The 19,825-nt window shown below is 62.4% G+C and carries 14 protein-coding genes; 10 read left to right on the top strand and 4 right to left on the bottom strand.

Annotated features, from left to right (window positions below):
• Both AC3WLP_RS16500 and AC3WLP_RS16495 read right to left on the bottom strand, forming a co-directional pair.
• Positions 1-1,343, bottom strand: a 1,343-nt coding sequence (locus tag AC3WLP_RS16500; RefSeq protein ID WP_103340208.1) for a sensor histidine kinase, incomplete at its 3' end; no start/stop codon positions are given.
• A 174-nt stretch (positions 1,344-1,517) separates the two neighbouring features.
• A complete protein-coding gene (locus tag AC3WLP_RS16495) occupies positions 1,518-2,111 on the bottom strand; it encodes a lytic transglycosylase domain-containing protein (RefSeq protein WP_014756921.1) in 594 nt (197 codons plus the stop codon).
• 185 nt (positions 2,112-2,296) lie between these two features.
• Between AC3WLP_RS16495 and gspG the strand changes: the two genes are divergently transcribed.
• From gspG to AC3WLP_RS16460, 7 genes are all read left to right on the top strand, one after another.
• Complete coding sequence (gene gspG, locus AC3WLP_RS16490) at positions 2,297-2,722, top strand: type II secretion system major pseudopilin GspG (protein ID WP_012052184.1); 426 nt, start codon at positions 2,297-2,299, stop codon at positions 2,720-2,722.
• 11 nt (positions 2,723-2,733) lie between these two features.
• Positions 2,734-3,924, top strand: coding sequence for a type II secretion system F family protein (locus AC3WLP_RS16485; RefSeq protein WP_088512682.1), 1,191 nt, complete (start codon positions 2,734-2,736; stop codon positions 3,922-3,924).
• 191 nt (positions 3,925-4,115) lie between these two features.
• Complete coding sequence (gene mexE, locus AC3WLP_RS16480; RefSeq protein WP_003253847.1) at positions 4,116-5,357, top strand: multidrug efflux RND transporter periplasmic adaptor subunit MexE; 1,242 nt, start codon at positions 4,116-4,118, stop codon at positions 5,355-5,357.
• 12 nt (positions 5,358-5,369) lie between these two features.
• The gene (locus AC3WLP_RS16475; RefSeq protein WP_003253849.1) at positions 5,370-8,549 is read left to right on the top strand and encodes an efflux RND transporter permease subunit; all 3,180 of its coding nucleotides are present in this window, start codon (positions 5,370-5,372) and stop codon (positions 8,547-8,549) included.
• A complete protein-coding gene (locus tag AC3WLP_RS16470) occupies positions 8,546-9,961 on the top strand; it encodes an efflux transporter outer membrane subunit (protein WP_003253851.1) in 1,416 nt (471 codons plus the stop codon). The genes AC3WLP_RS16475 and AC3WLP_RS16470 overlap by 4 nt, the downstream gene beginning before the upstream one ends.
• Positions 9,962-10,185: 224 nt before the next feature.
• Positions 10,186-11,241, top strand: a complete 1,056-nt coding sequence (locus tag AC3WLP_RS16465) for a tetratricopeptide repeat protein (protein WP_014756924.1) — start codon at positions 10,186-10,188, stop codon at positions 11,239-11,241.
• 78 nt (positions 11,242-11,319) lie between these two features.
• On the top strand, positions 11,320-12,936 hold the full coding sequence (locus AC3WLP_RS16460; RefSeq protein ID WP_012052181.1) for a response regulator: 1,617 nt from the start codon (positions 11,320-11,322) through the stop codon (positions 12,934-12,936).
• A gap of 6 nt (positions 12,937-12,942) precedes the next feature.
• Here the strand turns inward: AC3WLP_RS16460 and AC3WLP_RS16455 are convergent, their stop codons facing one another.
• Positions 12,943-15,060, bottom strand: a complete 2,118-nt coding sequence (locus tag AC3WLP_RS16455) for a hybrid sensor histidine kinase/response regulator (protein ID WP_017148315.1) — start codon at positions 15,058-15,060, stop codon at positions 12,943-12,945.
• 139 nt (positions 15,061-15,199) lie between these two features.
• Between AC3WLP_RS16455 and AC3WLP_RS16450 the strand changes: the two genes are divergently transcribed.
• Positions 15,200-15,886: a type 1 glutamine amidotransferase domain-containing protein gene (locus tag AC3WLP_RS16450; protein ID WP_012052179.1), complete on the top strand. Its 687-nt coding sequence runs from the start codon at positions 15,200-15,202 to the stop codon at positions 15,884-15,886.
• A 129-nt stretch (positions 15,887-16,015) separates the two neighbouring features.
• Complete coding sequence (locus AC3WLP_RS16445) at positions 16,016-16,822, top strand: CSS-motif domain-containing protein (RefSeq protein WP_012052178.1); 807 nt, start codon at positions 16,016-16,018, stop codon at positions 16,820-16,822.
• 20 nt (positions 16,823-16,842) lie between these two features.
• Here the strand turns inward: AC3WLP_RS16445 and hppD are convergent, their stop codons facing one another.
• Positions 16,843-17,919, bottom strand: a complete 1,077-nt coding sequence (hppD, locus tag AC3WLP_RS16440; protein ID WP_003253865.1) for a 4-hydroxyphenylpyruvate dioxygenase — start codon at positions 17,917-17,919, stop codon at positions 16,843-16,845.
• 298 nt (positions 17,920-18,217) lie between these two features.
• Here hppD and AC3WLP_RS16435 point away from each other — a divergent pair, with 298 nt between their 5' ends.
• Positions 18,218-19,804, top strand: a complete 1,587-nt coding sequence (locus AC3WLP_RS16435; RefSeq protein WP_088512683.1) for an EAL domain-containing protein — start codon at positions 18,218-18,220, stop codon at positions 19,802-19,804.
• Positions 19,805-19,825: the final 21 nt, after the last annotated feature.

Raw genomic sequence — 19,825 nt, 5'->3', positions numbered from 1 at the left:
ACCCCCAGCCCACCCTGTTTGGTGGTAAAGAACGGTCGAAAAGCCATACGCTGCTGCTCTTCGTTCATGCCCTTGCCATTGTCGGACAGGCGCAAAGTCAGGCTGCGCCGGTTGTGACGTACCACCTCGATACGCAACCGCCCGCCCTGCTCCATCGACTCCAAGGCATTGGCAATCAGGCTACTGAATACCTGGCGCAGCAATACCGGGTGCCCCAACACCTGCACGGCCGGTAAGGGTTGCAGGTCCAGGCTTACCCCGCTGCGCGCCAGCGGCACAGCGTAGGTCTGCAGGCTTTCCTGCAACGCCTGCGGCAAGTCCACTGCCAATACCTCGTCGTTCAGCGGGCGCAGTGACTGCAGCATCTGGCGGATCCACTGCGACATGCGATCGACCTGGCTGATGATATCGTTGACCTGGCGTTGCGCCGGGCCTTCGTCGAACGCCTGGGCCAGTTCGGCACTTGAGCGGATACTGGCCAGTGGGTTGCGCAAGCTATGGGCCACCGCCGAAGACACCTCACCCAGTGCCACGTAGGTTTCGCTGCTGATCAGTCGTTTCTGCTGCACCGCCAGCAGCCGTGCGGCGCGGTGCATGATGCCGTAAAGGCCGACATAGACCAGTGCAGCGCCGACCGTGATAGCCAACCAGATCAGGATCAGGCCACGTTCGATGCGTACGATCAGGTCGTGGGGCTCCTTGTAAATCTCGACCATCGCTGTGACCCGATCGCCATCGGCATCGAACAGCGGAATGTAGTTCTCAATGAACAACTGCTTGGGCGGGGTGATGAACTTCTGCTCGGCGCGCGCCTGTTCGAAATTGTGGTAGCTGGCCGAGACCCGCATCTTGTACTCGAAAGCCTGATCCAGGTCTTCGTCGCCTTCGATCAGCTTGCCGATCAGCGCCGGGTTGCTGGACCAGATCACTGTGCGGTCCAAGGCGTAAATATTGGCCAGCAGCATATCGGGCAGGTGAGCGATATGGTCAAGGAACTCGCCGCGGGCCTTGCGCCGGGCTTGCGGGTCGACGTCGGGCAAGTTATTGCGGTCGGTGCGCGGATCGAGCAGTTCGCCCATGGTCCGCACATTGGGGATCGACACATGGCGCACTTCGGCATCGGCAATGGAGGTGATGAACTGTGCGGTGAGTAACGCATCACGCTCGACGCTCTCGTCGATGATGAAGCGGCTGGAAATCAGCCCCAGCCCGGCAGCCACCGAGAGAATGATGGCCAGACTGACCCAGGCATACCAGCGCAGCAGGTTGAATGGCTTGCGCGGGGCGGCCAGCTCGCTACCGGCAGGCACTTCAAGAGTGACGGAACGAGGGGCGACGTCCATAACGGACTCCTCAGCTGGGCACCTTCAGAAGGTTATAGCCCAGACTTGGGGAAACCATAATATTAAATTGATGGCATCCGCCGAAGGGTATTTATTCCCTCCTCACTTCAACTACCCGAAACAGCCTGAGGGTGGCGCGTCCCCTGCAGGAATCCGTGAGCTGCACGCCCGTTGTTACAAAGACGAATCATCAGCCAACCCTTGCAACTTTCGATACTCCCGCAGCACCGTCGGCACATAGCGCCGTGTCTCGGCAAACGGCGGCACGGCACCACGCCGCAGCACAGCATCCGGGCCGGCGTTGTAGGCCGCCACGGCCAAGGTGATGTCGTTGTCGAACAGGGTGAGCATCTGCTTGAGGTAGCGTGCCCCGCCCTGCACATTGTCTTCCGGGTCCAGGCGGTCCTGCACCCCCATCTCGCGGGCGGTGTCCGGCATCAGTTGCATCAACCCCACCGCACCCGCCCGCGAACGGGCTTTGGGGTTGTAGCCGGACTCGGCCTTGATCACCGCGTGCAGCAGCGCCGGCGGCAGGTTGTGGAGGCGCGCAGCCGTGGCGACTACCTTGGCGTAAGGGCGGCCGGTGATCATCTGCGCGTTGACCGGCCCGCCCTGGGCCAGCGGCTCGCTGATCACCTTCTCATAGTGTCGCCCTGGTCGATGGACATTGGTTAGTACGTAGCCACCCTTGGCATCGATTGAGATGTACACATCGGCCTGGGCAGCACCTGCCGCCAGCCAGATCAAACCGAGGATGAGTCCACGCATGCCGGTCGCCTCTTCGTCGTGGCCCCCGATGTGGGGGAAATGCCCCGGAAAACCCGAGGACATTCACCACGACGCAAGCACTGTGCCGCTTCCTGTGCCGCATGGCGCAAGGCCCCAAGGCAGACGTGCACGGCTGTTGCATGGTGCATGTCAACGCTTGTCCCCATGCAGTGGAGGGTTTCACCATGCAGCGCAGAACCAACCCGCAACGTGGCTTCACTCTGCTTGAACTCCTGGTGGTACTGGTAGTACTCGGCCTGCTGGCCGGCATCGTCGCCCCCAAGTACTTCAGTCAGCTAGGCCGCTCCGAGGCCAAGGTAGCGCGGGCGCAGATCGAGGGGCTGAGCAAGGCCCTGGACTTGTACCGTCTGGAGGTCGGCCACTACCCCAACAGCGAACAAGGCTTGCAGGCGCTGGTGGTCGCGCCCAGTGGCGAGGCTCGCTGGACCGGCCCGTACCTGCAGAAGGCCGTGCCGCAAGACCCGTGGGGCCGCCCTTATATCTACCGGCAACCTGGCGAGAACGGCGGTGAGTACGACCTGCTGTCGATGGGCAAGGACGGCCAGCCGGGTGGCGATGGCGAAAATGCCGAAGTTACCAGCTGGCAGTAAGGAGAGCAGCCATGCGCTACAGCCTCAAGGCCCTGGGTAGGCAGGGCGTGGTGCAGTTGCAGATCGACGCCGAGGACGCCGACCAGGCCCGCCGCCAGGCCGAAGACCAAGGCCTGCGTGTGCTCAGCCTGCGCAGCAGCGGCGGCGCCCTGCGCGGCATGGCCTGGCGCCGTGAAGCGGCGTTCGACCTGGTGCTGTTCAGCCAAGAGCTGTCAACCTTGCTCAATGCCGGCCTGCCGCTGATCGACGCACTGGAGAGCCTGGCGGAGAAGAGCCCGGCAGCGACAGCGCGCAAGGTGCTCGCCGAGCTGGTGCGCCAGCTGTACGAAGGCCGCTCACTGTCCCAGGCGCTGGGCCAGCAACCGCGGGTATTCCCGCCGCTGTATGTGGCGCTGGTGCAGTCCAGCGAACGCACCGGTGCTCTGGGCGACGCCCTCACCCGCTACATCAGCTATCGCCAGCGCCTGGACCTGGTCCGGCAGAAACTGGTGGGTGCCTCGGTCTACCCGTTACTGCTGTTACTGGTGGGGGGCGGTGTGGTGCTGTTCCTGCTCGGCTATGTGGTGCCGCGGTTCAGCCAGGTGTTCGAGGGCATGGGCACCGAACTACCCTGGCTATCCCGGGTGCTGATGCAGGTCGGCCTGTTTCTGCATGCCCAGCAAGCGCCACTGGCGCTGGGTACCGCCGGTGGGGGCGCGGCGCTTTGGCTGCTACGCCGGCACCCGCGTGTACGGTACTGGGCCTCCTGCCAACTGCGGCGCCTGCCAGCACTGCACCAACGCCTGATGATGTACGAGCTGGCGCGTTTCTATCGCTCGCTGGGCATCCTGCTGCAAGGCGGGATTCCCATCCTCACCGCCATGGGCATGGCCCGCGGCCTGCTCGGCAACGCAGCAGCACAGGGCCTGGAGCAGGCCAGCCAGCGGGTGGGCGAAGGGCTGCCGCTCTCCGATGCACTCGCGGCCGGGCACCTGGTGACGCCGGTATCCCTGCGCCTGCTGCGCGCTGGCGAGCAGTCTGGCAACCTGGGCGAGATGCTGGAGCGCTGCGCCGACTTCCATGATCAGGAAATCGGCCGCTGGGTGGAATGGTTCGTCAAACTGTTCGAGCCGCTGTTGATGACCTTCATCGGCCTGCTGATCGGCCTGATCGTGATCCTCATGTACATGCCAATCTTCGAGCTGGCCTCAAGTATTCACTGAATGGCCAGGCCCAGGCTTTCGCGTAACGTAGTGCCCGCACAGGCGGTGCCCTGCGTGCAACCCTGGCAGCCATCGATAGTTGATCCCCACTTATCATTCAGCGTGATATTAACCTTCGTCCCGTTCGATTCGTGCCTCGCGCGCAACACACTCACACTCCGCCCACTACTAATACTTTGGCGGAGTTCTCCATGGAACAATCACTCAAACCTTTGCGCTTCCCCCTCGCTGCCCTGGCAGTGGTGGTGATCAGCGCTTGCGGTCGAACCCCCGACGCCGTGCAGGCTCCCGCCGCGCCGAAGGTAAGTGTGGCCAAGGTGATCGAACAACCGATCACCGAATGGGACGAGTTCACCGGCCGCCTCGAAGCCCCGGAAACCGTCGAAGTGCGCCCGCGGGTCTCCGGCCAGATCGACCAGGTCGCCTTCACCGAAGGCGCCCAGGTCAAGAAAGGCGACCTGCTGTTCCAGATCGACCCGCGCCCGTTCCAGGCTGAAGTCCGCCGTCTCGAAGCCCAACTGCAACAGGCCAAGGCCACCGCCATCCGCAGCGCCAACGAAGCCCGCCGTGGTGAACGCCTGCGTGACAGCAACGCCATCTCCGCCGAACTGGCCGAATCGCGCAGCAGTGCCGCCGCCGAAGCCCGTGCCGGCGTCGATGCGATCCAGGCCCAGCTCGACCTGGCACGCCTGAACCTCAGCTTCACCCGCGTCACCGCGCCCATCAGCGGCCGTGTCAGCCGCGCCGAGTTCACCGCCGGCAACATCGTCACCGCCGATGTCACCCCGCTGACCAGTGTGGTGTCCACCGACAAGGTCTACGCCTACTTCGACGCCGACGAGCGCGTGTACCTCAAGTACACCCAGCTGGCCCGTGAAGGCCAGCGTAGCCAGAGCACCCCGGTATACCTGGGCCTGACCAACGAAAGCGGCAACCCGCACCTGGGCCAGATGAACTTCGTCGACAACCAGGTCAACCCGCGCACCGGCACCATCCGCGGCCGCGCGGTATTCGACAACAGCAACGGCCAGTTCACCCCGGGCCTGTATGCGCGCCTGAAGCTGGTCGGCAGCGCCCAGTACGACGCCATGCTGATCAACGACGAAGCCGTGGGCACCGACCTTGGCAAGAAGTTTGTGCTGGTCATGGACAAGGACAACAAAGCCACCTACCGCGCCGTGGAACTGGGGCCAAAGCTGGAAGGCTTGCGCATCGTGCGCAGCGGCCTGGGCAAGGACGACCGCATCGTGGTCAAGGGCCTGCAGCGCGTGCGCCCTGGTTCGCCGGTAACCCCGGAAGAAACACAGATGGCCAGCGAGCAAACCCTCGCCGCCCTCGCCCAGCAGCGTCAGGCCCTGGAGGCCAGCAACCCGGCGCCGAAGGTGGCGGGCAACAACGTGAAAGTCGCCAGCGCCCAGGCGCCACGCGGTTAAGGGACCCTACCGATGAACTTCTCGAAATTCTTCATTACCCGGCCGATCTTCGCCGCGGTGCTGTCGCTGGTGCTGCTGATCGCGGGTTCTATCTCGCTGTTCCAGCTGCCGATCAGCGAATACCCCGAAGTGGTGCCGCCTACCGTGGTGGTGCGCGCCAACTTCCCCGGCGCCAACCCCAAGGTCATCGGCGAAACCGTTGCCGCGCCGCTGGAGCAGGCCATTACCGGTGTGGAGAACATGCTGTACATGTCCTCCCAGTCCACTGCGGACGGCAAGCTGACACTGACCATCACCTTCGCCCTGGGTACCGACCTGGACAACGCCCAGGTGCAGGTGCAGAACCGCGTCACCCGTACCCAGCCCAAGCTGCCCGAGGAAGTGACCCGTATCGGTATCACCGTCGACAAGGCCTCGCCTGACCTGACCATGGTCGTGCACCTGACCTCGCCGGACAACCGCTACGACATGCTCTATCTGTCCAACTACGCCATCCTCAACATCAAGGACGAGCTGGCGCGCCTGGGCGGCGTAGGCGACGTGCAGCTGTTTGGCATGGGCGACTACTCGCTGCGCGTCTGGCTGGACCCGAACAAGACCGCTTCGCGCAACCTGACAGCCAGTGATGTGGTCGCGGCAATCCGTGAGCAGAACCGCCAGGTGGCCGCCGGCCAGCTGGGCGCACCACCTGCCCCAGGCTCGACCAGCTTCCAGCTGTCGATCAATACCCAGGGCCGTCTGGTCAACGAGGAAGAGTTCGAGAACATCATCATCCGCGCCGGTGCCGATGGCGAGATCACCCGCCTGAAAGACATCGCCCGGGTCGAACTCGGCTCCAGCCAGTACGCCCTGCGCTCGCTGCTGAACAACCAGCCGGCGGTGGCCATCCCGATTTTCCAGCGCCCAGGCTCCAACGCCATCGAGATCTCCGACGAAGTGCGGGCGAAAATGGCCGAGCTTAAAAAGGACTTCCCGGAAGGGATGGACTACAGCATCGTCTATGACCCGACCATCTTCGTGCGCGGCTCCATCGAAGCAGTGGTGCACACCCTGTTCGAAGCCTTGGTGCTGGTGGTACTGGTGGTGATCCTGTTCCTGCAGACCTGGCGCGCCTCGATCATCCCACTGCTGGCTGTGCCAGTCTCGCTGATCGGTACCTTCGCGGTCATGCACCTGTTCGGTTTCTCACTCAACGCACTGTCGTTATTCGGGCTGGTGCTCGCCATCGGTATCGTGGTGGACGATGCCATCGTCGTGGTGGAGAACGTCGAACGTAACATCGGGCTGGGCCTGAAGCCGCTGGAAGCCACGCAAAAAGCCATGAGCGAAGTGACCGGGCCGATCATCGCCACCGCCCTGGTGCTGTGCGCGGTGTTCGTACCTGCAGCGTTCATTTCCGGCCTGACCGGGCAGTTCTACAAGCAGTTCGCCCTGACCATCGCCATCTCGACCGTCATTTCGGCGTTCAACTCGCTGACCCTGTCGCCAGCCTTGGCCGCGGTGCTGCTCAAGGACCATCACGCACCCAAGGACCGTTTCTCGCGGTTCCTCGACAAGCTGCTGGGCAGCTGGCTGTTCTCCCCTTTCAACCGCTTCTTCGACCGGGCCAGCCACAGCTACGTCGGTGGCGTGCGCCGCGTCATCCGCTCCAGCGGCATCGCCCTGTTCGTGTATGCCGGCCTGATGGGCCTGACCTACCTCGGTTTCTCGTCCACGCCGACCGGTTTCGTGCCGGCCCAGGACAAGCAGTACCTGGTGGCCTTCGCCCAACTGCCGGACGCGGCCAGCCTCGACCGTACCGAAGCGGTGATCAAGCGCATGAGCGAAATCGCCCTCAAGCAGCCTGGCGTGGCCGACTCGGTAGCCTTCCCGGGCCTGTCGATCAACGGTTTCACCAACAGCCCTAACAGCGGCATCGTGTTCACCCCGCTCAAGCCATTCGATGAGCGCAAGGACCCGAGCCAGTCGGCGGCAGCCATCGCAGCCGCGCTGAATGCCCAGTTCGCCGACATCCAGGACGCTTACATTGCCATCTTCCCACCGCCGCCGGTACAGGGCCTGGGCACGATTGGCGGCTTCCGTCTGCAAATCGAAGACCGTGGCAACCTGGGTTACGAAGCGCTGTACAAGGAAACCCAGAACATCATCGCCAAGAGCCACAATGTCCCAGAGCTGGCAGGCCTGTTCACCAGCTACCAGGTCAACGTGCCGCAAGTCGATGCCGCCATCGACCGGGAAAAGGCCAAGACCCACGGTGTGGCGATTACCGACATCTTCGACACCCTGCAGGTTTACCTGGGCTCGCTGTACACCAACGACTTCAACCGCTTTGGCCGCACTTACCAGGTCAACGTCCAGGCCGAGCAGCAGTTCCGCCTTGATGCCGAGCAGATCGGCCAACTGAAGGTGCGCAACAACCTTGGCGAGATGATCCCGCTGGCGACCTTCCTCAAGGTCAGCGACACCTCCGGGCCGGACCGGGTCATGCACTACAACGGCTTCATCACTGCCGAGATCAACGGCGCTGCTGCCCCGGGCTACAGCTCTGGTCAGGCGGAAGCTGCGATCGAGAAGCTGCTGAAAGAGGAACTGCCCAACGGCATGACCTTCGAGTGGACCGACCTGACCTACCAGCAAATCCTCTCGGGCAATACCGCATTGCTGGTGTTCCCGCTGTGCGTGCTGCTGGCGTTCCTGGTGCTGGCCGCCCAGTATGAAAGCTGGAGCCTGCCGCTGGCGGTGATCCTGATCGTGCCGATGACCCTGCTGTCGGCCATCACCGGTGTGATCGTCTCGGGTGGCGACAACAACATCTTCACCCAGATCGGCCTGATCGTACTGGTGGGCCTGGCGTGCAAGAACGCGATCCTGATCGTCGAGTTCGCCAAGGACGAACAGGCCAAGGGCCTCGATCCGCTGGCTGCGGTGCTGGAAGCCTGCCGCCTGCGTCTGCGGCCGATCCTGATGACCTCGATCGCCTTCATCATGGGGGTAGTGCCCCTGGTGTTCAGCTCCGGTGCTGGTTCGGAAATGCGCCATGCCATGGGTGTGGCGGTGTTCTCGGGGATGATCGGCGTGACCGTGTTCGGCCTGTTCCTGACCCCGGTGTTCTTCTTCCTGATCCGCCGTTTCGTCGAGCGTCGCCAGGCCCGCAAGGCTGAACACGCTCAAGTGCTGGAGAACCATGCATGAACCTGCTCAAACCCTTGACCCCAAGCTTGCTGGCACTGGCCCTGGCGGCCTGTGCGGTAGGCCCGGACTACCAGGCGCCAGCCACCGAACCTGCTCAACTGGGCAGCGATGTGCAGGCCAAGGCCTACGACCGTAGTCGCTTCGAGAGCCTGTGGTGGAAGCAGTTCGACGACCCGGTGCTGAACCAGCTGGTGCAGGCTTCGCTGGACGGCAACCGTGACTTGCGCGTAGCTTTCGCCCGCCTGAAGTCGGCTCGCTCGATTCGCGAGGACGCCGAAAACGACCCGTTCCCGGTGGTCACCAGCCGTGCCAGCAGCGATCTCGGCAAAGGCCAGATCCCCGGCCAGACCACCGAGCGGGTCAATAGCGAGCGCTACGACCTGGGCCTGGACATGGCCTGGGAGCTTGACCTGTTCGGGCGCATCCAGCGCCAGATCGAAGCCAGCGAAGCCCAGGAAGCGGTGGCCGCCGCCGACCTGCAACAGTTGCAAGTCAGCCTGATCGCCGAGCTGGTGGATGCTTATGGGCAGCTGCGTGGCGCGCAATTGCGCGAGAAAATCGCCCTGGCCAACCTCAAGACCCAGCAGGAATCGCGCACCATCACCGAAACCCTGCGCGATGCCGGCGTGGGCAACGACCTCGACGTGGTGCGTGCCGATGCCCGCCTGGCCGGGGTCGAAGCCACCGTGCCGCAACTGCAAGCCGAACAGGCACGGGCGCGGCATCGCATCGCCACCCTGCTCGGCCAGCGCCCTGACGCGCTCAGCGTAGACCTGTCGCCCAAGGCCCTGCCGGCCATCGCCAAGGCGCTGCCGGTCGGTGACCCGGGTGAGCTGTTGCGCCGCCGCCCGGACATCCGCAGCGCCGAGCGCCAGCTGGCGGCCGCCACCGCCAACGTTGGCGTGGCCACCGCCGACCTGTTCCCGCGCGTCAGCCTCAGTGGCTTCCTCGGCTTTACCGCCGCCCGCGGCTCGCAGATCGGCTCTTCGGCGGCCAACGCCTGGGCACTGGGCCCGAGCATCACCTGGGCGGCCTTCGACCTGGGCAGCGTGCGGGCCCGCCTGCGCGGCGCCAAGGCCGATGCCGAAGGGGCTCTGGCCAACTACGAACAGCAGGTGCTGCTGGCACTGGAAGAGTCGGCCAACGCCTTCAGCGATTACGACAAGACCCAGCAGCGTCTGCTGTCGCTGATGCGCCAGAGCGACGCCAGCCGCAAGGCTGCAGAACTGGCCTCGATTCGCTATCGCGAGGGTACCGTGGACTATCTGGTACTGCTCGATGCCGAACGTGAGCGGCTAAGTGCTGAAGATGCACAAGCTCAGGGTGAAGTCGACCTTTATCGCGGCATCGTCTCGATCTACAAGGCCCTGGGTGGCGGCTGGCAACCGGAGACGGTGGCCAGCGCACACTGATTCCACTGCCTCAACGACTCCTTTGGTTGGCTCCTCCCCCAACCGTTTGCCCCGCAGGCCATGGCCCGCGGGGCTTTTTTATGTTTGCCATCGTATTCACCCCAATACGCAGTGCATGGAATGCCACCGCAGGCCTGGCGACTGGCCAACGGCGTGCCCGGTTCGGTTGCATTTACCCCCCGGCTGGCCCAAGCTCTGCCCTTCCCGCCGCCACGGATCGTCCGATGCCCAGACGCAACCGCTACCTGATCGCCCTGCTGTTGTCGATTCTGGTATCGGCCCTGTTCGGCTACCTGTGGCACGACGCCCCGCCAACCCCGCCGACCTTGCCAGCACACAGCTACGCCAAGGCGCTGCGCCAGGCCCACGACGGCCAGCCCGGTGCCGCACGGGTGCTGTACCAGCAATTGCAACGAACCGACCTGCCTGCGATCCGCCGTGCGGCGCTGTACGCCGAGTTGCCCAACTACCCCTCGCCGCAGGCGTTGAAACTGGCCCGCCAGGACCTGGAACATGCCGAGCCGCTGGTGCGTCGAGCGGCCATTGCCAGTATCCGTCGCCTGTTACCGCCAGCACAGCGCAGCCTGGTACTCGGCCCGCTGCTGGACGACCGTGAGCAAAGCGTGCGTTTTGCCGCCGTGGATGCCCTGCTGGGCCTCGATCCCGACGCCATCGGCCTCTATTTCGGCCCCCTGCAGTCAGCCCTGGAGCAATACCAGCAAGCCCTCGAGCAACAGCCTGAAGATGCCGACGCCCAAGTGCACCTGGCGCGCCTGTACCTGCACGAAAACAACTACACGCACGCTGCTGTGGCCTTGCAACGTGCGCTCGCGGTTGCCCCCGACAACCTCGATGCCCTGGCGACTCAGGTACGCCTGCTTGAGCGCCAGGGCCACCACGACGCCTCCCGCCAGGTGCTGGGCAAAGCCCTGGCGCTGAGCCCCGACTCGGCCTTTCTGCAGTATGAGCTTGGGCTTTGGCTGAAGCGCCACGAACAGCGCGAGTACGCCTTGCTGGCCCTGTCCCGCGCCGTCGAACTGGACCCGGACAACGCCGATTACCGTTATACCCTGGCGGTCACCCTGCATGAGCTGGACCAGCTCGACGCCGCCCAGAAGCAACTGGAAACCGTGCTCAATCGCCAGCCAGCCAATCGCCGGGCGCGGGTGCTGCTGATCCAGTACTGGAAAGAGTCCGGCCAACTGCAGAACGTGCAAGTTTCGCTAGCCGAGCTGGAGCGCCAGAACCCGGACGACCCTGCGCTGCAACAGGGCCTGTAGGCAGTGCCTGGATTCAGTTGAACCCTGAGCCTGCGCCAGGGTCCAGTGGGTATCAGGCCACCCTAAAGGAGAGTCGTTTTGGCCAGTTCGTTGGCGCTGGATGAACGTGCCTTGATCCTCGCACCGCCACAACTGGCGGCGGATACCTCACGTCTGTTGACTTCCGCCGGCATCAACAGCCTCTGCGCGGTCGACCTGGCCAACCTGCAGGCGCGTCTGGCCGAAGGCGCAGGCTTGGCGATCATTGCCGAGCAGGTGTTCAGCCAAGGCCCAAGCGCCTTGCTGCAGGCATTCATCGACCAGCAACCGAGCTGGTCGGATTTGCCCATCGTGCTGCTGAGCCAGAGCGCCTGGTCGGCCGCTGGCGTGAGTCATCATCCGGTGGGCAATCTTCTATGGCTGGGCGCGCCCTACGAAAATGCCCAGTTACTGCACATCACCCGATCCGCGCTGCGCAACCGCCGGCGACAGTACGTTACACGTGATCAACTCCATGGCATGCAGCAGCGCCTGGACAGCCGGCCTTCAACGCCGGAAGAAGAGCAGGACCGCGGTGAGTTCGCCCGCTGCCAGGCACGCAAGATGGAGGCCATCGGCCAACTGGCCGGTGGCGTGGCGCATGACTTCAACAACCTGCTCACCAGCATCAGCGGCAGCTTTGAACTTATCCAGCGGCGCCTGAGCAAAGGCCGCAGCGAGGGACTGGATGGCGTTCTGTGCATGGGCCGCGAGGCCGTTTCACGCGCCGCCCGCCTGACCCACCGCCTGCTTGCCTTCTCTTCCCGCCAATCGCTGCACAGCCAACGTATAGACCTGCCTACCTTGCTCAAGACAGAGCGCCTCGAAGCTTGCCTGAGCCCGTCGATAACCCTGCAAGTGCACGCGGCCAAAGACCTGTGGCCTGTGGAGGCGGATGACCAGCAGTTGCAAGAAGCCCTCGGCAACCTGCTGCTCAATGCCAGCGAGGCCATGCCCAACGGTGGCCTGCTGCGCATCGAGGCGAACAATCATCACATCGCTACCGAGCAATTCGCTGACGGCGCTTTGCGCACTGGCGACTATGTGCGCCTGCGAATCATCGACAGCGGCCAAGGTATGGCGCAAAGCACGCTGGAGCACGCCTTCGAACCCTTCTTCAGCACCAAGGCGACCGGCCAGGGCATTGGCTTGGGGTTGTCGATGGTGTACGGCTTCAGTAAGCAGTCCCATGGGCATATCACCCTCAGCAGCGAGATTGGCCAGGGAACCCAGGTGGAGCTGTATTTGCCACGCCATGTCGACCAGGCCCTGCCATCCAGCGAGCCTGTGCCGCCCAGGCAAGACGGCTGCAGCCGACACGTGCTGATTGTCGAGGACGATCCCCATGTGCGCCAATTGCTTTGCCAGGCACTGGGCGAAAACGGCTTCCCCTGCCAAAGCGCAGCCGACGCCAACGAGGGACTGAAGGTGCTGCGCTCGGCACAACCGGTGGATTTGCTGATCACCGATGTGGGCTTGCCCGGCATGAACGGCCGGCAACTGGCAGAAATTGCCCGCAACCTGCGGCCTCGATTACCGGTGCTGTTCATCACCGGTTACGCGGAAACGGCCATGGCCCGCGAAGGCTTCCTGGGCGCAGGCATGCACCTGATCTGCAAGCCCTTCGAGTTGCAGCAGTTGCAGGCGCGAGTGACACAGATTCTAGGCAAGCCTTGAAGCGCCTTACGCCTCAAGCATGCGTAGCGCCTCATCGGCAAGCAGCGCCAGCGAAAACGGCTTGTTCAACAATGCCGTGCCCGGCTGATCGAGCAATTGCGCTTCAATGGTCTGATCCGCATAACCGGTGATGAACAGTATTTTCTGCTGTGCAAGCTGCATGCGCATGGCCTTCGCCACTTGCCGGCCACTGAACCCGCCCGGCAATCCGATATCGGTGATGACCAGATCGAAAGGGCCGCCATGGCGGAAGCGCTCCAGTGCGCTATTGGCATCGCCCACATCCGTGACGTCAAATCCACGCTCAGTCAGGTACTCGCGCATGACCGCGCGCAGATCAAGCGCGTCATCCACCAGCAGCAGGCGCTTGCCCAGTGCCATGTGCTGCGAAAGCGGTACCGGCACGGGCTCATCCGGAACCGGCTCATGGCACCTGGGGAAAAGCATGGACACCTTGGTGCCCTGCTCTGGCGCCGACTCGATCCAGGCATACCCGCCCGACTGACGGACGAAGCCATATACCATCGACAGACCAAGCCCGGCCCCACGCCCGAGAGGTTTGGTTGTGTAAAACGGCTCAAAAGCCCTGGCGATATCCACCACTGCCATGCCATGGCCATCATCCTCGACATGCAACGCCACATAGTCGCCTGGCGGCAAGCCACTTTCATCCGGGAAAAACGCAGTCAGCCGTTCGTTCACGCTGCTGATGGTGACATTCCCTTGTTCCAGGCACGCTTCACGCGCATTGGCACACAAGTTGACCAAGGCATTCTCGAGCTGGGGCACGTCCAGGCTCACTGCCCAAGGTGCAATGTCCAGTTGCCAGTGCAAACGCATTTCTGCCCCCAACGCCCGCAGCAACAGGGGTTCGCTCAAACGTAACTGCCGCTTGAAGTCCAGTGGCCGAGGGGCCAGTGGCTGATGGCGGGAAAATGCGATCAACCGATGGGTCAGGTCCATGGCCCGCTGTACCGCGTCGCGCGCAACGTCCACGTAGGCCTCCACACGCTCCAGCCGCCCCTCCTGCAGGCGCCGCTGCAGCAGTTCGAGGCTGCCACCGATACCGGACAGCAAGTTGTTCATTTCATGGCCCATGCCGCCTGCCAACTGGCCAACCACCTCCATACGCTCGCTGTTGTGCATCAGCATCTCTGCCTGACGCGCAGCCTCCTCACGGTCTGCGGTGATGTCGCGGCCAACCGCAGTCAGCAGGCTGCCGTCAAACCGCGCACTCCAGCGAAACCAGTGGTAGTGACCATCGCGGTGTCGCAGGCGGATCTCCAACTGCTCCGCGTGGCTGCATTGCAGCAGCTCGGACACTGCCAATTGCACTTCGGCACGCTCTGTCGGGTGCACCAGCTGCATCACCGACATCGCCTGCACGTGTTCTTCTGTCCAGCCCAGAATGCGGTACCAGGCCGGGTTGGCAGCATGCAGTTTCAATTCAGGGGTGAGCATCATCATCGCTTCGCGCGACAGCAACCAGAACTGCTCTCGCTCGGCCACATGCTGCTCAACCTGGCGTTCAAAGCTCTGCACCTGCTCACGCCAATGGCGGTGGGCCTCGACGCTGGCCGTGGTCTCGATCACCGTATGCAGAAACCCCGCCACGTTACCGAGTTCATCGTGCAGGGGGGCATAACCGAATGCGCACCATAGCGGTTCGGCGCCTTCACTGCGGACGATACGCAAGGGTAGGTCCTCGACAAAACTCGACTGGCCTTCCAGTGCCTTGAACACCCAGGGTCCCACTGCAGGCCAGATATCACTCCACAGGGTATCGAACGCCATGCCCAGCGCATCCGGTAATGCCCGCAACGCCCGGTAGCCATCGTTATGCACTACACACAGGTCGGGCCCCCAGACCACCGCACACGGGAAGGGTGACAAATGCATCATGTCCACGGCAATGCGCAACGAAGCCGGCCAGCGCGACAATGGCCCAAGCGAGGTACGCCACCAGTCGAACTGGGCAATACGCTCCCCCATCGGCGCGATCAATGGCAAAACAGGCGACTGCAGGATGACCTGCGACGCAGGCTCGCGTGGCGTACCGTTTGCGACCAATACCGTGACTCCAGCAATGCTAAGGGTTGACCACAGCGCCGCCAAGCCTGGCATGCTCGCCCGTGGATTTGTTCAAATTAGCACAGCATGTCCCGCACACCATGGCGCACTTGCAGGTGACAGCTATGCTATTTAGGTTTTCCCTCGGGCCAGGGAGCACCGGCCCATTCAGGTTGGCGACGGGAGCAGGGTCATGAGCAAGAAAATTCTGGTGGTACTGACCAATACAGCGAAGTATCCAACCCTCAAACGGGCGACCGGGTTGTGGCTGGGTGAAGCCGTTCACTTTGTCGAGAAAGTCGAAAAGGCCGGCTACACCGTCGACTATGTCAGTCCACAGGGCGGTTACGTTCCCGTCGATCCGCACAGCCTGCAGATGGCCCCTGACCTGGACTGGCAGTGGTACGACGACAAGCGTTTCATGACGCGCCTTGGCAGTACCTTGGCCCCAGGGCAGGTGAAGGCTGACGAATACAGCGTCATCTATTACACCGGTGGTCATGGGGTAATGTATGACTTCGCAGAAAACCAGGCTCTGCAGGAACTGGCACGCAAAATCTACGAAAAAGGTGGCATTGTCGCAGCAGTCTGTCACGGCGTTGTCGGCCTGCTGAGCATCAAGCTGAGTAACAACTGCCTGCTCCTCAAAGGCCGTAAGGTGACCGGCTTTTCCAACATAGAGGAAAAACTGGCCGAACTGGACGACAAAGTGCCGTTCCTGACGGAGAACGAACTTGTAGCTCGCGGCGGTGAGTACAGCAAACATGATGAGCCGTGGAAGCCGTACGTGGTCGACGATGATAGGCTGATCACCGGGCAGAACCCCGCTTCCACTGCCTTGCTGGCCGAGACAGTGCTGAAAAAGCTCAAGGGCACTTAGCTACATCAAGGCGCTCGATTTCCTACCGCTTCAGCTGCAGCCGGACTACAGCAGCGCGGACAGCAAATACATAGGCTCAGGGCTCAGCTGTTCACCACGAACAGTTTCAGAGCGGAGAACTATTAGCCTATGTCGAAAATCATGCACGCGGGGCGCAGCATGGTAGAGCTGCTGCTACTCATTGCGGTGGCGCTGGTGCCTGTGGTTTCCGGTTTGCTGGTGATGGCTTTTCAGCTGGAAGCAAAACTTGCAGAAAACGCCAACATTTCCGTTCAGGAGGCGGTTTTCAGCGTCGACAATGCACTGGACAGAATGCACGAGACGGCCCTGCGCACCCTGCCCTTTGCAGGGGAATCTTGCGATAGCGTCAAAAGTGCCTTGCAGGACCAGGTTGCCATTCGCTCCATGATCAGGTCACTGACCTTACTCAAAGACAATCAACCCTACTGCAGCACGGCTTCAGGTTCGCTGGAGCATTATTCATCCTTCGCGTCGTCCGGCCAGCGAGTCGCACTGTCCTACGGCCCTCCTGATACGCGTCAGAAGCTGCTGGTCGACTTTCACCAGAAGGGCAAAAGCAATAGCGTAATCGTGACAGCCTATGCCATGCAGATTCGCAACGAGCTGGATGGTTTTCTGGATGGGCTGACACTGCTGGTCGAATTTGGCGACCGCTACATATGGAGCAATGGTGACAGCCGTGACCTTAAGCGCCCCTCACAGTCCGAATTCTTTACAAGCGCAATGTCGGCCAAATATGGATATACGGTCAAAGGTGGCTACCCGGAGGGTTTCACCGCTCAGGAAATCCGCCAGTCAGTGCTGCAGATCGCCCCCTCGCTGATGCTGGTGGGGATCGTGACCGGCTCGATCGTCTACCTGGCCCTGTTCAGGGCACGTGCCAACAGACGGGGTACCGCCGCCGAACGAAGCTGACGACGGTACTCCAGGGGCGATCAGTCTGTGCTCAGCACGCCGCGGCGTACCTGGTCACGCTCGATGGATTCGAACAGCGCCTTGAAGTTGCCTTCACCGAAGCCATCGTCACCTTTGCGCTGGATGAACTCGAAGAAGACCGGGCCAAGCAGGGTTTCCGAGAAAATCTGCAGCAGCAGGCGCTTGTCTTCGGGCTGCGAGGCGCCATCGAGCAGGATGCCACGCGCTTGCAGTTGGTCGACCGGCTCACCATGGCCAGGCAGGCGCTCTTCCAGCATTTCGTAGTAGGTTTGCGGTGGCGCGGTCATGAAGCGCATGCCCAGCCCCTTCAGGGCATCCCAGGTCTTGAGCAGGTCATCGGTCAGGAAGGCCACGTGCTGGATACCTTCACCGTTGAACTGCATCAGGAACTCTTCGATCTGCCCCGCGCCCTTGGACGACTCTTCGTTGAGCGGAATGCGGATCATGCCATCAGGCGCAGTCATGGCCTTGGAGGTGAGGCCGGTGTATTCGCCCTTGATGTCGAAGTAGCGGATTTCACGGAAGTTGAACAGTTTCTCGTAGAACCCGGCCCAGTAGGCCATGCGCCCGCGGTAGACGTTATGGGTGAGGTGGTCGATGATTTTCAGGCCAGCACCCACCGGGTTGCGATCCACGCCTTCGATGAAGTTGAAATCGATGTCGTAAATCGAACTGCCTTCCTCGAAGCGGTCGATCAGGTAGAGCGGTGCCCCCCCGATACCCTTGATCGCAGGCAGGCGCAATTCCATCGGGCCGGTTTCGATTTCTACCGGCTGGGCGCCCAGTTCCAGGGCGCGGGCATAAGCCTCATGGGCATTGCGCACGCGAAAAGCCATGCCACATACCGACGGGCCGTGTTCAGCGGCGAAGTACGAAGCGATGCTTTTGGGTTCATTGTTCAGGATCAGGTTGATGCCACCCTGGCGATACAGGTGCACATCCTTGGAGCGGTGGGTGGCCACTTTGGTGAAACCCAGTATCTGGAATACAGGCTCAAGTACGCCAGGGGTCGGCGAAGCCAGTTCGATGAACTCAAAGCCCATCAGGCCCATTGGATTGTCGAAGATATCAGCCATGTTCGTGTCCTCATCTGCTGCGAAAATTATAGATTGCGTAGGATGTGGAACAGAAACGGCGGTGAGCACGGGATACCGCGCACGCTGCGGGCGAGGAAGTCACCTATGATCAGCTTGAACCCATGGTATGTCATATGGACCCATTCTCGGCGGGCTTGATCCTTCGGAGGTGAAGGACCTTATTGTTGTATTCGTAAATCGATTCTACATTGCGTAAAATGGTTTGTCGCGTTTTAGTTGCTCGCACGCGGCGACAAACGGCTATCCTCTCGTTTTACGCCATGATAGTCAGGTCAGCATGCCCCTTACCGCCAAACGCCGCGCCGCACTCAGCTGGCGCACGCTCTTGCCTTGGGTCGTCGGCCTTCTGCCGGTCATGTGCGGCCTGGCCGTGATGAACTGGCAGGTCGAGCGTGAAATGCAGGCCAGCAGCCACGCCACCACCCGCCAGGCGTTGGAGCACGTCGAACACATCCTCGACAACCTGTCCCGAGCCGCCAATTCGCTGCTTCCACTGACTGACAGTTCATGCGAGCAGGCCCAGCTCATGCTACGGGCCCAGGTTACCCGCAATGCCTTCGTGCGCTCGACCAACCTGTTCAGGCACAACAACCTGTATTGCACCTCGCTGTTCGGCGAGTTCGATGAACCGGTCAATCCTGGCGATTACGTCGACGGCAAGTTATGGCTGATGGACGGCAACTCGGTTACGCCGGGCCACCCGCTGCTGGTCTACCGTGCCAGCGACGGCGACCACGGCGCAATCACCACGGTGGATGGCGACCACCTGCTGACAGCACTGCGCCTGATCGGGCCCGATGAAGAACTGCAAATCCGCGTGGGCGACGCGTGGATGGGCAAGGACGGCGTGGTCCACAAAGGCGTCTCCCCTGCCGCCCCCAGCGCCAACGTGCTGATAGGCTCGACGCGTTACCCTTTCAGCGTGCAGGGCGGCTACAGTGCCGACAAGCAAGGCCAACTGTTGCGCAGCCACTACCCTGGCCTGCTCAGTCTGTTGCTGGTACTGGGTGCCCTGGCGGCGCTGGCGTGCCGCTGGCAGATTCGCCGCGCCACCTCACCGCGTGCCGAACTGGACCGTGCCCTGCAGGCCGATGAATTCCTGCCGTATTTTCAGCCGGTGGTGCGCAAGGGCGATTACCGCTGGGCCGGTGCGGAAGTGCTGATGCGCTGGCACCACCCACGAGAAGGCCTGGTTCGCCCCGACCTGTTCATCCCCTATGCCGAACACAGCGGGCAGATTGTCGCCATGACCCGCGCGCTGTTGACCCATACCGCGCAAAGCCTGGCGCCTTATGCCGGGTTGTTGGAAGACGGCTTCCATATTGGTGTCAACATCACCGCTGACCACTGCCGCGACCTCAGCCTGCTGGATGACTGTCGCACGTTCCTGCAGCACTTTCCGCCCGGCCGGGTGGTGCTGACCCTGGAACTGACAGAGCGCAAGCTGATCGAGCCCACGCCGGTCACCCTTGAGTTGTTCGAAAAGCTGCATGCCATGGGCGTGATGATCGCGCTCGACGACTTCGGCACCGGCCAGTCGAGCCTCAACTACCTGCGGCAATTCAAGGTCGACTACCTGAAGATCGACCAGAGCTTCGTTGCCATGATCGGCGCCGATGCGCTGTCAGTGCACATACTCGAGAGCATCATTGAACTGTCAGGAAAGCTGGACCTGGGCATCGTTGCCGAGGGTGTGGAAACCGACCTGCAGCGCGACTACCTGGCCAAGCATGGGGTGGACTTCCAGCAGGGTTACCTGTTTGCCAGGCCCATGCCGGCCGCCCAGTTCCTCGAAGCCTTGGCCACTCGCCCGGGCGTAACGCAGTTGCCGCAAGAGGCGCCCCCTGAGATCATGCGCGGCTGATCAACCCGCTCAATTCCCGTA

Source organism: Pseudomonas sp. FW305-E2 (genome assembly GCF_058782925.1).
This window is presented reverse-complemented; position numbering and strand designations above follow the sequence as displayed.

Excerpts from the sequence above, each read along its gene's own strand:
- AC3WLP_RS16485 (WP_088512682.1), top strand. The coding sequence starts at position 2,734 with ATGCGCTACAGCCTCAAGGCCCTGGGTAGGCAGGGCGTGGTGCAGTTG.
- AC3WLP_RS16450 (WP_012052179.1), top strand. The coding sequence starts at position 15,200 with ATGAGCAAGAAAATTCTGGTGGTACTGACCAATACAGCGAAGTATCCA.
- AC3WLP_RS16445 (WP_012052178.1), top strand. The coding sequence starts at position 16,016 with ATGTCGAAAATCATGCACGCGGGGCGCAGCATGGTAGAGCTGCTGCTA.
- AC3WLP_RS16495 (WP_014756921.1), bottom strand. The coding sequence starts at position 2,111 with ATGCGTGGACTCATCCTCGGTTTGATCTGGCTGGCGGCAGGTGCTGCC.
- AC3WLP_RS16470 (WP_003253851.1), top strand. The coding sequence starts at position 8,546 with ATGAACCTGCTCAAACCCTTGACCCCAAGCTTGCTGGCACTGGCCCTG.
- mexE (WP_003253847.1), top strand. The coding sequence starts at position 4,116 with ATGGAACAATCACTCAAACCTTTGCGCTTCCCCCTCGCTGCCCTGGCA.
- AC3WLP_RS16475 (WP_003253849.1), top strand. The coding sequence starts at position 5,370 with ATGAACTTCTCGAAATTCTTCATTACCCGGCCGATCTTCGCCGCGGTG.
- gspG (WP_012052184.1), top strand. The coding sequence starts at position 2,297 with ATGCAGCGCAGAACCAACCCGCAACGTGGCTTCACTCTGCTTGAACTC.
- hppD (WP_003253865.1), bottom strand. The coding sequence starts at position 17,919 with ATGGCTGATATCTTCGACAATCCAATGGGCCTGATGGGCTTTGAGTTC.
- AC3WLP_RS16455 (WP_017148315.1), bottom strand. The coding sequence starts at position 15,060 with ATGCCAGGCTTGGCGGCGCTGTGGTCAACCCTTAGCATTGCTGGAGTC.
- AC3WLP_RS16465 (WP_014756924.1), top strand. The coding sequence starts at position 10,186 with ATGCCCAGACGCAACCGCTACCTGATCGCCCTGCTGTTGTCGATTCTG.
- AC3WLP_RS16435 (WP_088512683.1), top strand. The coding sequence starts at position 18,218 with ATGCCCCTTACCGCCAAACGCCGCGCCGCACTCAGCTGGCGCACGCTC.